This is a genomic window from Streptomyces sp. NBC_00872 (assembly GCF_045161915.1).
Taxonomy (GTDB): Bacteria; Actinomycetota; Actinomycetes; order Streptomycetales; family Streptomycetaceae; genus Streptomyces.
On the sequence record NZ_CP108806.1, the window covers coordinates 589159 to 607083 of the forward strand.

The 17925-nt window shown below is 71.6% G+C and carries 14 protein-coding genes; 8 read left to right on the plus strand and 6 right to left on the minus strand.

Annotated elements, in window-relative coordinates; translation table 11 throughout:
* The first annotated feature begins 101 nt into the window (after positions 1 to 101).
* The 8 genes from OG214_RS02530 (at position 102) to OG214_RS02565 (ending at position 12194) form a co-directional block, all read left to right on the plus strand.
* Positions 102 to 2690 carry an Hsp70 family protein gene (locus OG214_RS02530; RefSeq protein ID WP_405983603.1) on the plus strand — a complete coding sequence of 863 codons (2589 nt, stop codon included), beginning with the start codon at positions 102 to 104 and terminating at the stop codon, positions 2688 to 2690.
* A 10-nt stretch (positions 2691 to 2700) separates the two neighbouring features.
* Positions 2701 to 3558 carry a hypothetical protein gene (locus OG214_RS02535; RefSeq protein WP_405983604.1) on the plus strand — a complete coding sequence of 286 codons (858 nt, stop codon included), beginning with the start codon at positions 2701 to 2703 and terminating at the stop codon, positions 3556 to 3558.
* Between the two features lie 58 nt (positions 3559 to 3616).
* A complete protein-coding gene (locus tag OG214_RS02540; protein ID WP_405983605.1) occupies positions 3617 to 5608 on the plus strand; it encodes an Hsp70 family protein in 1992 nt (663 codons plus the stop codon).
* A gap of 26 nt (positions 5609 to 5634) precedes the next feature.
* The gene (locus OG214_RS02545; RefSeq protein ID WP_363083012.1) at positions 5635 to 6342 is read left to right on the plus strand and encodes a sigma-70 family RNA polymerase sigma factor; all 708 of its coding nucleotides are present in this window, start codon (positions 5635 to 5637) and stop codon (positions 6340 to 6342) included.
* Complete coding sequence (locus OG214_RS02550) at positions 6342 to 8597, plus strand: dynamin family protein (protein WP_405983606.1); 2256 nt, start codon at positions 6342 to 6344, stop codon at positions 8595 to 8597. Before OG214_RS02545 ends, OG214_RS02550 begins: the two co-directional genes overlap by 1 nt.
* Positions 8597 to 10294: a dynamin family protein gene (locus tag OG214_RS02555; RefSeq protein ID WP_405983607.1), complete on the plus strand. Its 1698-nt coding sequence runs from the start codon at positions 8597 to 8599 to the stop codon at positions 10292 to 10294. The genes OG214_RS02550 and OG214_RS02555 overlap by 1 nt, the downstream gene beginning before the upstream one ends.
* Before the next feature lie 183 nt (positions 10295 to 10477).
* Positions 10478 to 11140 carry a Crp/Fnr family transcriptional regulator gene (locus OG214_RS02560; RefSeq protein WP_405983608.1) on the plus strand — a complete coding sequence of 221 codons (663 nt, stop codon included), beginning with the start codon at positions 10478 to 10480 and terminating at the stop codon, positions 11138 to 11140.
* 52 nt (positions 11141 to 11192) lie between these two features.
* Positions 11193 to 12194 (plus strand): hypothetical protein, encoded by a 1002-nt coding sequence (locus OG214_RS02565; RefSeq protein ID WP_405983609.1) that lies wholly within the window; start codon positions 11193 to 11195, stop codon positions 12192 to 12194.
* A 137-nt stretch (positions 12195 to 12331) separates the two neighbouring features.
* On the opposite strand, the gene OG214_RS02570 is transcribed toward OG214_RS02565, so the two are convergent.
* The 6 genes from OG214_RS02570 to OG214_RS02595 form a co-directional block, all read right to left on the minus strand.
* Complete coding sequence (locus OG214_RS02570) at positions 12332 to 12847, minus strand: sigma-70 family RNA polymerase sigma factor (protein ID WP_363083017.1); 516 nt, start codon at positions 12845 to 12847, stop codon at positions 12332 to 12334.
* A 94-nt stretch (positions 12848 to 12941) separates the two neighbouring features.
* Positions 12942 to 13529, minus strand: coding sequence for a Pycsar system effector family protein (locus tag OG214_RS02575; RefSeq protein ID WP_405983610.1), 588 nt, complete (start codon positions 13527 to 13529; stop codon positions 12942 to 12944).
* Positions 13530 to 13565: 36 nt separating this feature from the next.
* Entirely contained in the window at positions 13566 to 14975 is a 1410-nt protein-coding gene (locus OG214_RS02580) for a cytochrome (RefSeq protein WP_405983611.1), read from the minus strand.
* A gap of 207 nt (positions 14976 to 15182) precedes the next feature.
* The gene (gene dhaK / locus OG214_RS02585) at positions 15183 to 16178 is read right to left on the minus strand and encodes a dihydroxyacetone kinase subunit DhaK (protein ID WP_363083020.1); all 996 of its coding nucleotides are present in this window, start codon (positions 16176 to 16178) and stop codon (positions 15183 to 15185) included.
* 147 nt (positions 16179 to 16325) lie between these two features.
* Positions 16326 to 17066, minus strand: coding sequence for a dihydroxyacetone kinase subunit DhaL (dhaL, locus tag OG214_RS02590; RefSeq protein WP_405983612.1), 741 nt, complete (start codon positions 17064 to 17066; stop codon positions 16326 to 16328).
* 28 nt (positions 17067 to 17094) lie between these two features.
* A complete protein-coding gene (locus tag OG214_RS02595; RefSeq protein ID WP_405983613.1) occupies positions 17095 to 17922 on the minus strand; it encodes an HAD-IA family hydrolase in 828 nt (275 codons plus the stop codon).
* Positions 17923 to 17925 lie beyond the last annotated feature (3 nt).

Below are 17925 nucleotides of genomic sequence, written 5' to 3' on the forward strand. Positions count from 1 at the left end.
CCCGGTCCGGCCGGCCCGCATTCCCGACCGGTCCTCGACGGCGACGGGGAAGATCTTGCCGGGGCCGGGAACAAAACCCTGTCGGCCGGAATCCAATTGCCGTGCTCATCAACGATGTGGACGCGCGGTGGACGGAACGGTCGGAGAATGTGCTGGCCGTGGACTTCGGCACGTCGACGAGCCGTGCCGTGCTGGTCGGCGTCGACGGACGGGACCGGCTGGTCAAGGATCCGGTGAGCGGGTCATGGCGCTGGGTGTCGGCGGTCTACGCCGATGACGAGGGCCCGGTGTTCGGGGCGGCGGCGTACGGCAGGCGCCAGCGGGACCCGGCGCGTTATCTCAAGGAGTTCAAGCGGCTGCTGGGATCCGACGAGCCGGTGCGGCTGGGGGGCCGGGCCTTCTCCGCCACGGAACTGGTCGCCGGGCTGCTCGGCGCGGTGCGGGACGAGGCCCTGGCGATGCTGCCGTCGGGCTCCGGACTGGGGCGCGTCGTGGTCACCGTTCCGGCGGGCTACGGGCCGGACGGGGCGCGGTGGACGGCGATGCTGGACGCCTGCGGCCTGGCGGGCTTCGAGGACGCGGAGCTGCTGTCCGAGCCGGTGGCGGTGGCGCTGGGTCCTGCGCCCCGGCCGGTGCGGTCCGGGGGCCCGGCCACGGTACTGGTCTATGACTTCGGGGGCGGGACCTTCGACACGGCGCTGGTGCGCTACGGCACCGGGGCGAGCGCGGGCGAAAGCGGCGAGGGACACCTCGTGCCCCGGGTTCTGGGCCACGCCTGTCTGGACTCCTGCGGCGGGCGGGACATCGACGGTGCGCTGGTCCGGTGGCTGCGGGAGACCGGACGGGCGTGGCTGGAGCCGCTGCTGGCCGTCAGGGACGGCGCCGAGCTGGGACGGGCCATGGCACTGGAGGATCTGGCCCGCAGGATCAAGCACCAGCTCAGCGGAGTGAGCGGTACGGAGGACCGGCTGTTCCCGGAATCCCCTGTCGTCCGGGTCACCCGCGAGGTGCTGGCCGGACTCGCGGACGCCACGGTCGCGAGCACCGTCGACTGCTGCCGCGCGCTCATGCGCCGGTGCGGGGTCGGCACCGCCGAGGTGGCGTACGTCCTGCTGTCCGGCGGCAGTTCGCGGATGCCGGCGGTCCGGGAGGCGGTGGAGGCGTCACTGCGTCTGCCGGTGGTGCCGTCGGACGACCCGGATCTCGCCGTGGTCCTGGGGGCCGGCGTCTGGGCCGCGGGCGGCGCCGCCAGACGGCTGGCCGCGCGGCAACCGGCCCGTGGGGTCGAGCCGTTGGCGTGGGAGATCCCCGGCGGCTCCGCCCGGCTGACCCGCTGGCTGCGTGCCCCGGGAGACGCCTACGCGCAGGGCACCGCACTGGCCCGGGTACGGCTGGCGGACGGTTCGCTCCATGATCTGACGGCCGCGGGACCGGGCCGTGTGCTGCGCCGCCATGCCGGGCCCGGCCGGCGGATCGCGGACGGGGACTGGCTGGTGACCGGTCTCCGGCCGCCTACCGAGGGCGAGTTGCTCACCACCCCCGGAGTCGTCCGCGAGGGAAGCACCGCCGCCAACGAGGGCGGGGCGGCTCCGGTGCGTTCCGTGGTCTGGAGCCCGGACGGGCGGCTGCTGTACGCGGCGGGCGACGGCTGGGTGAGCGTGGTGGACGGGGAGTCGGGACAGCCGGGCGCCTCGTTCCCGGGCGCGGGCCCCGGACGTCATCTGACGGTCCGTGCGGACGGCCTGCTCCTTGTCCATGGGACGAAGGACCCGGAGGGCCGGGTCGGTGTCGTGGACGCGCGGTCCCTCGCCCCGCTGGGGGCGCTGGACCAGGACCACGCGGGCGACGGTCCCGTCGCCTTCGCCCCACGAGGACGGCTGCTGGCCGCCGGCCACCACGACGGAACGGTCCGGCTGGCCGCCGTCCGGATCGACGCGGGTACCGGCAACGGTGTTGGCGCCGGTACCGGTACCGGTACCGGCGCCCGGCGACTCTCCGTGAACGAGACGGCTCCGCGAGAGCCCGGCCGGATCAGGGACATCGCCTTCGGCCTCTCGGGCCGCGAAGTGACCGCGGTGAGCCGGGTCCGCCAGGAGCGGGGCCGTATCACCACCTGGCGCGTCCACGACGGCGCGGTGGTCACCGATCTGGACCTGGACACGCCCCTCGAACGGCTGGCCCTCGGTGCGGGAGGCAGGCTCGCGGCCTCGGGGCCCGGCGGCGACGCCCGCTCGCGCAGCGGGCGCGAGGCCGCGGTGTGGCTCTGGGACCGGGACCGGTTGCCGGGCGCGGGAAACACCCGGGTACCGAACGCCGACGCACGGGACTCCGACGCACGGGACGCCGGTGCGCGGGCCATGAGGGCGGGGGACGCCGGTGAGGGCGCCGCCGTACTCGTACGGCGCGGACGCGGATCGGCACCGGCGCTGGCGTTCTCCCCCGACGGACATCTCCTCGCCGAGGGCGGCCAGGACGAGTGCGTACGGCTGTGGGACACCCGTCGGCGCCGCGAGATACGTACGTACGGCACGGGCGCGGCGGTCCGCGCCCTGGCCTTCGCCCCCGACGGACACGCCCTGGCCGTCGGTACGGACCGGGGTCTGACGCTGTGGACGCTCACCGCGTCGTCGGCATACCGGACACAGACACAGACAGCGACAGCGACAGCGACAGCGCAGGACAACGGATAGCGAGGCCACTGTGACCCATATATCCCTCCTCGACGTGTACGGGCCGGCCCTGGAGCGGCTGCGGAAGTCCCTGGGCGACAGCGCCCCTCCGGGCGATGTCGCCAAGGCGCTGGCCGGGGCGCTGACCGCGCTGCCGCCCGGTGGATCGCCGCCGACCGCGGCACCGGCCGCCGCGCCCTTCGCGGAGGCCGTGCAGTCCGCCGTCTGCCTCGCGCTCTACGCCGTACTCGATCCCGTACCCGTGCCCGTGTCCGTGCCGGCCGGATCGCCGACGCGAACCGGTGCGCCGGCGGAGTCCGGCAGCGGGGTGGGCGAGCGGCTCCAGGGCTTCAAGACACGGGCCAAGCAGCTCAATCCCCTCGCCGCGCACACCTCCCCCGAGGAGGCCGCCCCACCGCCCCCGCCGTCTCCCGCCCAGGTGCGCGTGGCCAAGGTGCTGGACGGTGTACGGGGCGCCCTGGAGGCCGCCGACCAGGTGAGCGTCGCGATGACCCCCCAGCCGCCGGAACCGGAGATTCTGCCCTGGACCGAGGACGACGAACTGATCGACATGCTGCATGACGTACTGGCGGCGGGTTCGCGCGGACGCGAGGGCTTCGCGCTGGCGCGTATCGCCGATCTGGAGGAGACGCTGCACTCCCGGGGCATCCAGGCGGTGCGGTACGACACGGCCGGCACCGGCCCCGAGGGCGACCCCGGCCTGTTCGACTTCGTCGAGGGCGCCCGGCCGGGGGCTCCGGGGATGACGCTCGTACCCGCCCTCGTGGATCTCACCGCGGACGGCCGGACCCTGCGCCGGGGACGGGTGCGGCCGCCGGTCGTGCCCCGTACCGCGCGGGACAGCGCCCCTGGCGCGCAGACCGGCTGACCGGCTGACCACGCCATCACAGAGCAATCGACAGCGCACACACTTCTTGGGGGACGAGATGGCAGACGACACGAACATCACGATCATCGGATTCGACCTGGGGCACGGTGACACCGCCGTGACCAAGGTCCACGCGGGCACGCGCCCGGACAGCGCGTCGCTCGGCGACCGCAACGCGCCGCCGGAGATCATCGAACTGGGCGGGGACCGCAAGCAGCTCGTGACGGCGGTGACGGTCACACCCGAGGGTGTCGTCCTGGTGGGCGAGGCCGTGTTCGAGTTCCCCAAGTCCGAGATCCATGTCGCGTTCAAGAGCCCGTATGTGGAGCGGGAACAGGTCCGGCGCCCCCTGGAGCTGTTCGCACGGCAGGTGGTCGAGGACATCAGGGAGTCGCGGCTGTCGGACGGCGGCCGGGTCCGCTGGATCTTCGGTCACCCCTCGGGGTGGGACACCGAGCAGGTCGCCGGATACCGGGAGCTGCTGGCCGGGGTCTGCGCCCCCGACGAGGTCGGTCTCGTCCCCGAGTCCCGGGCCGCGCTGCTGTACGCGCGTGACGCGGGTGACCTCCCGGAGTCCGGGCCGCTCAGCAGCAAGTCGCTCACCGCCTCGACCCTCATCGTGGACATCGGCTCGTCCACCACCGACTACACCTCGATCGTGCACGGCACGAGCCGCCCGGTCGACCACGGCAATGTCGTCCTCGGCGCTCATCTGATCGACAAGTCCGTGCTGGAGATGGCGATCGCCCGCTCGCCCCACGCGGAGCGGATACGGGCCGAGCTCACCGCGGAGGCCTCGCGAGGTGCCCGGCAGCTGCTGGAGATCAGCTGCCGCAAGCTCAAGGAGAGATTCTTCAGCATCAACCCCCAGCGCTTCACCCACAATCCGAACGCCTCCGCGACCACCACCGAAGAGGTCTTCACCCTGGACGGGGATGCCCTCGAACTGCGTATCAAGATCGACCGGAACGACATGGCGCGGATCCTGGACACCCCGCACCCCGAGCTCGACGGTCTGTCCTGGCACCACGCCTACCGCCGAGACCTGGGCGCGGCCCTGTCCCACACGGGCAGCGAGGTGGACATGATCCTGCTGACCGGCGGCCCGTCCCGGATGCGCTTCGTGCAGGAGAGCACCAGGGAACTCGCCCCGGGCGCACGGGTGATGCTGGGCACGGAGCCCGAGTTCGCCATCGCGCGGGGCCTGGCACTCGCCGGGCGCATGGACGAGCGCACCCGGGGGTTCCGCAAGGACATCGAGGAGTTCCTGGCCACGAAGACCGTCGGCGATCTGGTGAACGAGCGCCTGCCCCAGCTCACCGAGGCCATGGGCGCGGCGGTCGCCTCCGGGCTCACCGAGAAACATGTCATCCCGGCGTTCGCCGCCTGGCGCCGGCGCGACATCGTGACCATCGACGGGATGCGGAACCGTATCGTCTCCGGGGTCAACGCCGAGCTGAACAGCACCGACAACGCCGTACTCAACAAGATCGTCGCGGAGTGGATGGCCGAGCTGCGTCCCGAGCTGGCGCAGCACACCGCCGTCATCTGCCGGCGGTGGAATCTCGAACCCACCGCGCTGTCACTTCCCGAAGTGACCATGAGCGGGGGGAAGATGACCGCCCAGGTGAACACCTCGGCGGCCACCGATGTGCTGGACAACATCAGCACCCTGGTCAATGCGGCCATTTCCGGGGTGGTCGCCACCGCGCTCTTCGGCGCGGGTTCCGCCATCATCATGGCGACGGGTCCCTTCGCGGTCCTGTTCGCCGCGGTGGCAATCTTCATGGGGCTGGGCACGATGAAGAACGCGATCATGGAGGAGATCGGGGACAAGGATCTGCCCATGGCGGCCCGGAAGCTCCGCAGTGAGGCATCCATGATCCGCAAGCTGCGCGAGCAGGCCACGGCGCAGGAGGCGGCGCTGGCGAGTGAACTCGCCTCGCAGTTCCGGTCGGACGGCAGTGGGCGGCTCGCCCGGGAGATCACGGCGTCGATCGAGAAACAGCTGACGAGCGTCGCGGCCGAGGTGGAACTTCTCATCGCCTGATGGCCGGCGCCGGCTCAGGGGGGATCATGACCAGACATCCCGTTCCGGGACCGTCGGCGAAGAGCGCCGGCACCCAGCAGGGCGTGCCCGCGCCGTACGACGGGCCCGTCGCCGTCCAGTTGTCCGAAGCCCCGTCCGGGACTCCGTCCGAAGCACCGTCCGAAGCGCCGCCGGAGGCCCCGCTGTTCGAGGAGCCGACGGACGCCGAACTGGCACGGCGTGGTGCGAACGGTGACCAGGAGGCGTTCACGCTCCTGATGAGCCGGTACCGCGCGATGATCCACGCCACCTGTCTGCGGATCGTGGGTGACGCCGACGACGCGGGCGACGCGGTGCAGGAGACACTGATCGGCGTCTGGCGCGGTCTGCCCGGCTTCCGCAGCGACGCCAGATTCTCCACCTGGCTGTACCGGATCGCGGTCAACGCCGCGTTGAAGGAGGCCGGGCGCCAGAACTCCCGGCCGCTGCCCGTGGAGGAGATACCCGAGCGCAAGGAGCCGGTCAGATCGGTGGCGGACCGGGTGACGGACGGGCTCTCGGTCCGGCGGGCCCTCACCCTGCTGCCGCTGGACTTCCGGGTGGCCGTGGTCCTGCGGGACTGTTGCGGATGCGAGTACAGCGAGATCGCCGGAATCCTCGGCATACCGATCAACACCGTCAAAAGCCGGATCTCGCGCGCACGGCAGGCACTGGCCGACCTGCTCCGCCCCAACGACGATCCAGGAGAGATGTAATGGACGGTGGACGCTGGCTCGACATGTCGGCTCTCCCCGACGTGGACCCGGACGAGGCCGTCTCGGACGAGGCCCTCAACCGTTTGCGTCAGCTACTGCGCGAGACGGCCGCGTCACCGATCGACGACGAGAACTGGGCGCGGATGCTCTCCGTCGCCCTGGACGAACCCCATGGTGCCCCGGGAAGCGACCCGGCCGCCGCGAGGAACACGGCCACGGGAAGTCACCCGACCCCGGCGCACCAGGCCGCCGCCACGGGACAGCACTCCGCCGCCTTCGACCGGCTGCGCGGCGAGGTGCTCGCCCTGTTCCCTCCGCTCACCGAGGCCACCGCGCGGCTCGGCGGGGAGGAGGCGCTCACCCGGCTCGGCACCGCGCGTGAGCGGCTGGACGAGGGACGGCTGACGGTCGTGGTGTGCGGTGAGTTCAACCGGGGCAAGTCCAGTCTGCTCAACGCCCTGCTGGAGGAGGATCCGCCGCTCTTTCCCGTGGAGACCTCCTACACCACCAATGTCGTCACCACCGTCTCGTACGGACCGGCCGAGCGCGTCACGGTGACACTTGAGGACGACAGCGGCGAGGTCGTCGAGCGGGAGATCGACCGCGGCGAGATCGCCGGATATGTGACGGAGAGCGGCAACACCGCCAATGTCCGGCGGGCCCTGACCGTACAGATCCGTACCCCCAACCCACGGCTCATCAGTGGGCTGACCCTGGTGGACACGCCCGGCATCGGCGGTGTCCACCAGGACCACACCGCCGCCACCGCCGCGTTCCTGCCCAGCGCCGACGCCCTGGTGTTCGTCACCGATGTGGTCAAACCGCTGACCGACAGCGAACTGGCCTTTCTGCGCCGGGCCATGAAGGCCGCCCGCACCACGGACGACGCCGACGGCCAGATCTTCGTCCTCACCAAGATCGACGCGGTGCCCGATCACACGGAGCTGCTGCGCAACACGACGGACAAACTCACCGAGGCCACCGGGCTCGCTCCCGGTGAGCTGACACTCCTGCCCGTCTCCAGCCAGGCCAAGCTGGACCATCTGGTCTCCGGCGATCCGGAGGATCTGGAGCTGAGCAACTTCACGGCGCTGGAGAACACGGTATGGGCGGCTCTCTCCCGCCGCCGGGCCAAACTGCTCCTCGGCGGCGCCCTGACCGGTCTCGAATCGTGCGCGCTGTCGTTGCTGCGCCCGGTGGAGGCGGAGGCGGCGGCGCTCGGGGACCGGCGCGAGGAGGAACTGCGCCGGCTCACCGAGGAGTTCACCGAGCAGCAGCGGCGGCTGGACGAGCTGAACGACGGCGGATCCCGCTGGCGGGCCGATCTGCGGGCGGCGCTGAGCGGTGTGGAGGCCAGGCTGAGGCGGGAGGCGCGCAACGGACTGGCCGAGGTATGGGCACAGGTCGGCGCCGACCGTCTCTATCAGGAGGTCTATCTGGACAACCCGGACCGGCTGCTGTCCGAGGTGACCGCGCAGGTCGCCCAGCTCCTGGGCACGGCCAATGAACTGGCGGCCCGTGAGGCGTCCAGGGTGGTACGGGAGTTCTCGACGTACAACGGTCTGGCCCTGGCCCCCGCACGGATCGGCCGGCTGCCCGACCCGCCCGTACCCGCCCTGCCGCCGGTGGCCGGGACACAGCAGAGGGAGGACGCGGAACGGCGCAAGCTGATGGGTTCCAGCGTCGGCCTGGCCGCCGGAAGTTCGGCGGGCGCGGCGGGAGGCGGCACGATCGGGGCCCTGGTCGGCACCCTGCTGATGCCGGGGCTCGGCACCGCGGCCGGCTTGCAGTGGGGCGCCTGTATCGGCTCGGCCGTCGGCGGACTGCTGGGGACGAGAGCCGGCTATGTCAACGCGGCGAAGACCCTGGAGAAGGAGCAGCTCACCGGGAAGCGCGACGCCCTGCGGCGCGCTCTGACGCCCCTGCGCAAGGAGCAGGAGCGGCATCTCGACGAGGGTACGGCCGAGGTGATCCAGGAGTGGAGCCGGGCCGTCGTCGCCGAGCTGGACAGCCGGATCGCACAGGAACGCGAGACCGCCACGCGCGCGTTGGTCAGGCTGGACAGCGCCCGGGACACCACGGCACGCGAGGCGCTCGCGCGCCGGGCCGAACTGGACGGGGAGCGGGCCCTGCTCGACGGGCTGCGTCTGCGGATCGCGGCGCTGACCGAGGAGGCGGACCTGCTGTATGTCTCCCCGGAGCGCTCGGGGGAGCCGGGCACGGCGGCCCCTGGCGAGAACGCGGGGCACGGCTGATGCCACAGGATCATGGCGTACGGCTGATGCCGCGGGATCACGACGTACGGCTGACCCCGCGGGACGGTGACGTACGGCAGCTGCCAGGGGATCGTGACGTATGGCTGATGCCGCGGGACGGGGCCGGGACGGCGCAGCCGCGGGACAGGGCCGAGGCGGCGTTCGCCCGGGGGGAGGCACTGCTGCCCGGCCCGGAGTTCCACCGGGCGCGGGTCCGGCTGAACGAGATCCGTGAGAGGTTCCGGGCCCGGCTGCGGGTCGCCGTGGTGGGCCGGGTCAGCGCGGGAAAGTCCACGCTGGTCAACGCGCTGCTCGGGGAGGAGCGTTCGCCGACCGGGGTGACGGAGCTGACGTTCAATGTCACCCGGCTGCGCCGGTCCTCCCAGGAGTCGCTGACCGTCCACTACAGGGACGGGCGTCCCAGCCGGCAGCGGGCCCCGGACGATCTGTGGCGGCTGGTGGCACAGGCCCGTCATGACCCGGAGCGGCTGGCCGAGCTGCGCGCCGTGGACTGGCTCGATCTGGGCATCCCCAATCTGCGGCTCGCCCAGTTCGATCTGGTGGACACCCCGGGCCTGGACTCGTACTTCGGTGAGGAGTCCGCCAGGACGCTGCGCTTCCTCGGCCGTACGGGGGAGGATGTGCACACCGCCACCGTGGAGCACGCGAGCCGGGCGGACGCCCTGGTGATGGTGTTCGCCTCGGGACTGGCCGAGTCGGAGGAACGCCTTCTGGCGGAGGTCACCGGAGCGGGGCTGCGCGCCGTCGAGCCGATGACCTCGGTGGGGGCGCTCACCAAGATCGAGTACTACTGGCCGGTCTGTCCCGATCCCATGGCGGAGGGCCGCCGCGTCGCCGACCGGCTGATGACGAAGTCGGGCGGACGCCGGATCCTCTTCGAACTGGTGCCGGTGGCCGGTCTGCTCGCCACCGGCGCCGCCGCCTGCACCGAGCGGGACGCCGCGGATCTGGTGGAGTTGTCACGGGTCGCGCCCGCCCTGCTGGAGGCGCGTGTGAGACGGGGGCCGTACTTCGCCTCGCGCGACTACCCCGATCTGCCGGTGGGCACCGAGCGGCGGGCGGCGCTGCTCCGCCGTTTCGGCGGCTACGGCACCGTCCTGGCCTGCGCGCTGGCCCGGGACGGTCTGACCGACCGGGCGGGGCTGCGGGAGGAACTGCTCAGGCGCAGCGGTGTGGTGCGTCTCGGCCAGGTACTCACCGAGCACTTCGGCAACCGCGCCGATCTGGTGAAGCTGGACGCCGCCGTACAGGAGATGGGCGAACTGCCCGCGCTGGGCGGTCAGGGCGCGGAGCCGTGGATGCGCTGGCGGCTGGAGGAGGCGGCGGACCAGGTCACCCGGCTGCGGCTGACGGAGCACGCGTTCCGTGAACTGGCCCTGCTACGGCGGGTGTATGACGGCTCGGTCGTACTGACGGCCCAGGAGCTGTCCGAAGTCCTGCGGATCACCGGAGAGTACGGGGACTCCCCCGCGGTCCGGCTCGGTCTTCCGGCCGATTCGGGCCGGTCCTCGCTGATCAGCGCGGCTCTGCGACAGCAGGCGTACTGGGCGGGCGCCGATCTGGACGCGGCGCGCGGCCCGGCGACGGCCGAGGCGGTACGGACCGTGCGCCGTGGCTACGACCTGCTGCTGAACCGGATCGGACCGGTGGACGGCAGGGCGGGAGGTGACGGGTGAACCCCGTGGACGGCACAGGCGGGCGGGGCGGGCGGGACGGGCCGGGCGTCCCGGTGGACCCGCTGGTCCGTGCGCCGGTGCGTAGATCGGCTCGTACGCCGGTCCACGCGCGGGTCCGCGCGCCGCTCCGATCCGGTGGGACGGCACCCTGTTGTGGCGGAACTCGGCCACAATGGGCGTGTGATGACGCGGAGTACCTTACTCGCGGATCTGTCCTCCGAAGGCATGGCGGAACTCGGGCGGTCGGGGACGCTCGTGGTGTATCCGGCGGGCCGGACGCTGATGCGCGAGGGGGACGAGGACCGGCATGTGCTCATCCTGCTCGACGGCTGCGCCAAGGTGGTGGGGGTCAGTCCCGGAGGACGCGAATCCCTGCTGGCCATCCGGGTCGCGGGCGATCTGGTGGGCGAACTGGCCGCGCTGGACGGGAAACCGCGTTCGGCCACGGTGACAGCGGTGCTGGCGACCACCGCGCGCCGGCTGTCCGGCGACGAGTTCCTGGCCCTGCTCGGCAGGCATCCCGGGGACTGGCTGACCGTCAGCCGCTATGTCACGGCCAAGCTGCGCGACGCCAACCGCTCACGGGTGCATTCGGGCAGTCGGGTCGTGGCCAGGACGGCGCGGGTGCTGATCGAACTCGCCGAGAAGTTCGGCCGTCCGGTCCCCGGCGGGGTGCTGGTGGACATGCCGCTGCCCCAGTCGGCCCTGGCCGGGCTCGTCGGCGCCTCGGAGCCCGCGCTGCACCGTGCGCTGACCGGGCTCAGACGCGGTGGCGCGGTCGACACCGGCTATCGCCGCATCATGATCGTGAACAGTACGGAACTGGAACGTGCCATGCGGGACTGAACCCGGGGAGGCGGCGTCGTCCGGCCCCTCCGGCCGCCGGACAGGAGTGACGATGGCGCTGGTGTCTCCCGGTATCACCCGGGTCGTGTTCGCCGTGGACATCGAGGGGTACAGCAGGCGGCTGAACCTGGAGCAGATGCGTGAGCAGGAGCGGCTGGACCGGATAGTCCGGCACGCCTTCACCAACGCGGGGACCGAGTACTTCGCGCGGCAGGACAGCGGGGACGGAGTCCTGCTGATCCTGGAGCCCGGTATCGACCAGGCTTGGGTGCTGCCCCGGTTGCTGACCGGTCTGCGCGACGGTCTGGAGGTGGACAACCGGGACCGCGGTCCCACGGGCAGGATCCGGCTCCGGGCCTCGCTCGGTGAGGGGACGGTGCATGTGGCGCGGACCGGTTTCGCCAGCGGGGCGGTGATCGAGGTCTGCCGGTTCCTCAACTCGGGTCCGCTGAAGGCCGCTCTGCGCGAGGCGAAGGACCGCGACCTGGTCACCGCTGTCACGGACCACACGTACAAGCAGGTCGTACAGCAGCGGTATCCGGGCCTGGACCCGTCCGCGTTCCGCGAGGTACTGGTCACGCTGGAGGACAAGGGGTTCAGCGAACGGGCGTGGATCGACGCCCCCGTCCCCGACCGGGCTCCCGCCGTCCCGGAGCCGCGGACGGTCGAGGGCTACGGGGGGCCTTCGGGCGTCAAGGGTACGGGCAAACAGCCCGCCGCCGGAGACGGGCGTCCCCGCAAGGCGCCGGGCTCACCGCTGAACACGGCGGTACGGACGCTCGAAGCCGGCTATCTCATCCATGAGCTGAAGCAGGAGCACCCCGGCGACGGCACCGGACAGCACGGAGGCGGGAGCGAGTCCAAGGAGCACGACGGCCGGGCCGGGGACAGACACCACGGGCACCACGGCGACGGCCACGACGCCCCGGGCGACCATGTCTCCGGTCAGACGGGGACGGGGGCGGGGACGGACGCCGGTTCTTCGGCGGAGACGGAGGAGTACGGGGAGGAGGACGAGGAGGACTTCGACGACGAGTCGCCGGACGAGACCTGACGCTCGCGGAAGCCCCTGGGGCCGGGGGGTCGCGGGTCACGGGGTCCCGGGCGGCGGGAGCCGGGGGATCGGGAGCCGGGGGTCTCCCGAGGGGGGAAGGGAGTGGGTACCGTCCCGGCCGGGGACGGTACCCGCCCTCACCGCACGGTCGGGACCGGCCGGAGCAGATTCCTGCGCGCCTTCCCGACCTCCAGCCGTACCCGGGCGGGTGGTTCGTCCATGGTGTCCGCGATCTCGTCGTAGGAGAGCCCGGCGAAGTCGCTCAGCGCCAGCATGGCCCGCTGTCCCGGCGGAAGCCGGCGTAAGGCCGACTCGAAGGAACCGTTGTCCGCTCCCCCTTCCCGATCCGGAGTACGTGGGGCGAGCGCCAGCGAGTGGATCACGGCACAGCGGTCGAACAGGGCGCTCGCCGAGGAAGGGGCCGTCCCGCCCGTCCCCCCGTCGGCGAACTCCTTCCAGGCGTCACGCAGCGCGGCCGTGGCGGCGGCGCGGGCGGCCTCCTCGTCGCAGGTGATGAGCCGGCACAGGCCCAGGAGCCGGGCCCGGTGACGGCCGGCCAGTTCGGTGAAGGCCGTACGGTCGTCGCCCCGCGCACCGGGGGTGAGCGGTTCGGTGGTGTCGGCGGTTCCGGCCATGTTCTCCGGTCCGTACATGTCCGTGCTCCTCAGTCTCAGTTCCGAGGAGTGGACCGTAGGCACCGGCGGCCGGCATCACCACATCAGAAGATGCCATCGGGGGACGGACTTCTCACCGGACGAGCCGGTCCAGCACAACGGCCCCGCCGCAGCAGGCGAGAGCGGCGACGAGCAGCCACATCGCGCCCGCCACGGCTCGGTACTTCACGGACACGATCAGACTCACCTGACGCAGCTGACTGACCGTCAGTTTCAGTCGGGCGGCGGCCGACCGGTCTATCGCGGCGCCCAGTTCGGCGTCGGTGCCGAAGCCTGCGGCATCGCCGAAGTACTCCACCGTCGAGCCGCCGGTGGCACCGCGCCGCGATCTGCGGGGATAGACCACAGTGCCGAGAAGACCGATCCCGCCCGCGCCCGCGGCCAGCCCCGCCCACCACAGCCACTGCACGGACGCGACCAGCTCCAGCGGCGACCAGGACCTGGCCAGCAGCCCGCCGGCCAGCGCCCCGCCCCCGATCCCGGCGCCGGCCAGCAGGATCTGTGCCTTGTTGTCGGCCCGGTCGACCTCGGAACGGGCTTCGGCGAGCAGGACGGAGGCGTACTCCAGGGCGGCCTCCTCCGGTGGAGGCGGCACCGGCGCGGGGAGTCCCACGGGCCGGCGTACGGCGGCGAGCACCCTGAACAACCATGAGTCGGCCATAGGGCAATTCTGCCTTTCCGGCACCGGATCACGGGCTCAGAAGGAGTTCGGGTCTATCGTTCCGGTGACCAGGCTGGTGAGGAACTGACGCAGTGTGGTGGCCGGGGCGGGCTGCCGCTCCTCGTCCGCCGCCCGCTTCTCCGCCGCCCGCCGGTCGGGGACAGGGGCGGCGGGTATCTCGAAGCCCGCGTCGAGCTGGTATCTGATGGGCAGGGAGAGCAGACCCCGTACGAAGGGCGAGGAACGCCAGGGGAGCCGGTCCACCGGCACCGCCAGTTCGAGATGCTCGAAGTGCTCGAACAGACACTCAAGGGCCAGAGTGGTGATGGTGGTCGCGAGTTCACGGGCCGGGCACTGCCGTGGACCCGCGCCCCAGGAGAGATGGGCCCGGGTGCCGGTCGCCCGGTGAGCCGACGTACCGGTCGCGAAGCGTACGTCCGTGTGCGTGGCCGCCGTGGCGATCCACACCGGTTCGCCCGCCCTGATGATGTACTCGCCCAGCCGCTGATCGGTCACCGGGAATCGCGGTACGAAGTTGGACAACGGCGGTTTCCGCAGCGCGACATGGTTCACGGCCTCACGGATCATGCCCGCCGAGAGACTGGCGCGTGCGCGGCCGTCGCCGGTGATGATCTCGACGACGGCGTTCGCGATGAGGATGCCTCCGTGGTCCGCGATCATCCCCATGAGCATGATGAGTTCATGGGCCAGTTCCGAGGCCGTCAGATTCGGCCGTGCGGCCAGCATGTAGGAGGGGAAGTCCTCGCCCGGCCGGCGCCGTTTCTCCTCGCCGAGCCTGCCCATGGCGGTGAGGACCCGCTCGGAGGCCTGGGCCGAGGCCGGTCCGGCGTCAAGGATCCGCCAGATGTCCATGAGGGCTTCGTCATCGAGGGAGCCGGGGGCGCCCAGCAGCTCGCCGGCGACCATCAGGGGCAGCGGCCGGGAGAACTGCGCGGCCAGATCGGCCATACCCGACCTGCCGCCCTGCGCGAGCAGGCCGACGAGGTCCTTCGCGGTCCGGCGGATGTTGTCCTTGAGCCTGCGGGTCTGCGGATGGCCCGGGTCCTGGAAGGGCTTCAGCGCCGCGTCCCAAGCGGCCCGGTATTCGGCGTGGTCGGGGCCGCCGCGCGCCATCATGTTCTCGGCCACCAGCGCGGGAGCGACCGGCCAGTCGTCCGGGACGCGGCCTTCGTTACGGGCCCGCCAGTGCTGTATGCCCTTGGGCCACATGGCGTCGTTCTGGAGTACGTGCAGGGCTTCCGGATATCCCAGCACCAGCCACACGGGCACACCCAGCAGATCCACCGGAGCGACCGCGCCGTACCGGCTGCGCAGACGCTCGTGCACGGCCTCCGGGCGGTCCTGGTACTCACGCCCGAGCAGCGGCTCGGTCGGCAGCGACTCCAAAGTGACGTCCGGGGTGTATCCCCCGCTGACTCGTTCCACGTCGGTCTCTTCCTACAGCGCGGCTCACCGCACCACAAGTCGACCGGCGGCACGGCTAACTGAGCGGCCGTCAGCAAGGAGGACACCGACCTGACGTGGTGTGATCGCCCTGGGCCGCCCAGTCGCGTTACACACTGCTAGGGAGCGGACACATTTCCAAGACCGGCAACGTCAAGGCTTGGACAACAAATCTCGGGCGGGCGTCGTTCACGCGAAGCGCATCGGGATCTCGGCGGGGGCCGCGAGCAGATCGGAGATCTCGTCGTCGAGACGGACCAGGGTGACGGAGGCTCCGGCCATGTCGAGCGAGGTGCAGTACTCACCCACGTAACTGCGGCGGATCTCGATGCCGCGCTCCGTGAGCTGCCGGTGCGCCAGCCCGTACACCAGATAGAGCTCGCCGATGGGGGTGCCGCCCAGACCGTTGACCATCAGGGCGACAGCGTCACCGGAGGTGTAGGGGAGATCGTCGACGACAGCGGTGACGAGCTCACGCACCATGGCGTCGGCGGGCTGGAGCTTCTCGCGCCGCCGCCCAGGCTCGCCATGGATCCCCACGCCCATCTCGACCTCGTCCTCGGGCAGATCGAACAGCGGGGACCCCTTGGCCGGCGGGGTGCACGCGGTCAGCGCCATCCCCATGGTGCGGGTGACGGAGTTGACCTTCACGCCGATCCGGTGCACCTCGTCGAGGTCCGCTCCACGTTCCGCCGCCGCGCCGACCGCCTTCATCACGAAGAAGTTGCCCGCCACCCCACGCCGGCCGACCGTGTAGGTGGAGTCCTGCACGGACACGTCGTCGTCGATGTACAGGGTACGGACGGTGACTCCGTCGGCCTCGGCGAGCTCTTCGGCCATCTCGAAGGCCATACGGTCGCCCGTGTAGTTGTTGACCAGCAGCAGCACGCCCTTCGGGGACGCGACCAGCTTGACCGTCTCGTACACATAGTCGGCGGGCGGCGCGGAGAAGACGTCCCCGGGACACGCGGCATCGAGCATTCCCCTGCCCACGGTCATGACATGGGCCGGCTCATGACCGGATCCCGATCCCTGGACGATGGAGACCTTGTCCGCGCGCGGTGCGTCGGCGCGCATGATCAGGTTGTATTCGGGGACGTACCGGAGGCTGTCGGGGTTGGCCAGGGCCAGCCCCTGGAGCATCTCGGGCACATAGTTCTTCGGGTCGTTGACGAACTTCTTCATGAGGGTCGCTCCTGGGACTCGACGCTGAGGCAGGGACACGGACAGGGACACGGGGTAGGGACAGGGACAGGTAGTAGCGAGCAGGGAGCAGGGATACGAGGTGACGGGGATCGGCGCCGACCGGTGCGGGCCGGGTCGGACCGGAGGTCAGATGCGCCGGGCCCATTCGTCGGCGACGCGCTCCGCGATGACGGCGATGGCCACGGCTCCCGCGTCGGGCGAGCCGATGCTGCGCTCCCCCGTGTAGCTCGGCCGGCCGCGTCTCGCCAGCATCGGAGTGGTGGCGTCGGCCGCGACACGGGCCGCCGTCGCCGCGACCCGCGCCAGCTCGGCGGGGTCGGCGGCCGGGCCACGGCCGGGCCGCGTCTCCTTCTCCAGCGCGTCGGTCATCGGGATCAGCGCGTCCAGCAGCGTCTTGTCGCCGAGATCGGATCTGCCCCGTACCTTGATGCCCTCGGCGGCGGCGCGCAGCATGGCGACCGCGTCCGCGCCGCCCAGCTCGGACCAGGACCGGTCGTTGACGGCCCCGGCGGCCCGGAGGAACGCCGTACCCCACAGCGGCCCCGACGTGCCGCCCACCCGTTTGGAGATCACCAGGGCCACCTTCTTCAGAAACGCCGACGGAGCGGCGCGGTCGAAGGTGTCCCAGTCCGCGAGCACGATCTCGAAGCCCCGCGCGAGCGAGTATCCGAAGTCGCCGTCGCCCACGACGGCGTCGAGTTCGCCGAATTCGCGTTCGTTGTCCACCGCGGTCCGCGCGATGACCCGGACGACGAACTCCAGATCGCTGTCGCCGTCACCGCTCCCACGGACACCGCCACTGCCACTGCCGCGGTCAGGACGGCGCCCACTGCTGCGGTCACTGCCGTTGTCTGTTGTCGATGACATGTCTCTCCTGACTCCTCACTGGCCTGCGTCACTTCGCGCCGGGGGCAGCGGAGAGCAGGAATTCGAGATCGGCGAGCCGGACGAAGGGGCGCGGATCCGCACCGAGAGGGTCGCTCAGCACCTCGGTGGTGCTCCCGGCGTTCCCGGTGCTCCCGGTTCTCCCGGTGCTCTCCTCCGGCGCGGGGTCGCCCAGGGACGACACGACCAGCAGAGCGCCGGTGAAATCCTCCTCGCCCGTGTAGGCGCTGGGGGTGACCACGCACCCGAGGCCCGCGTCCCGCGCCGACAGCAGCCCGTTCCGGCTGTCCTCGATCACCACGGTGCCCGTGGGGCCGAGCCCGAGCCGGTCCACCGCGTACCGATAGATGTCCGGGGCCGGCTTCTTACGCGGGACGACGTCCCCGGCGAACACGGAGAAGCGCGAGGCGAGTTCGGGCCCGGCGGCGAGTTCCAGGACGCTCCGTACGGCCGGCTCCGCCGAGGTGGAGGCGACGGCCAGGGTCCATCCGGCGGCGTCGGCCTCGGCGGCGATCCGCCGTACGCCGGGCCGGGGCGGAATGGAGCCGCTGCCGATGATCCCGGTGTACACCTCGGTCTTGCGCCGGTGCCATCTCGCGATCTGCTCGTCGAGCGCGTCGGGGTCGCTGGGCAGCCCGGCCGCCGCGATGAACTCGGGGGTGAGGAGCGTCCTCATACGTTCCTTGCCCCCGCCGACCTTCACCTTCTCCGCGTACTCGCGATCGCTCCAGCGCACGGGCAGGCCGAACTCCTCGAAGGTCCGGTTGAACGCCGGCAGGTGCCCGTAGCGCTCGGTGTCGGCGAGGACTCCGTCGCAGTCGAAGACAAGGGCGGGCACGGC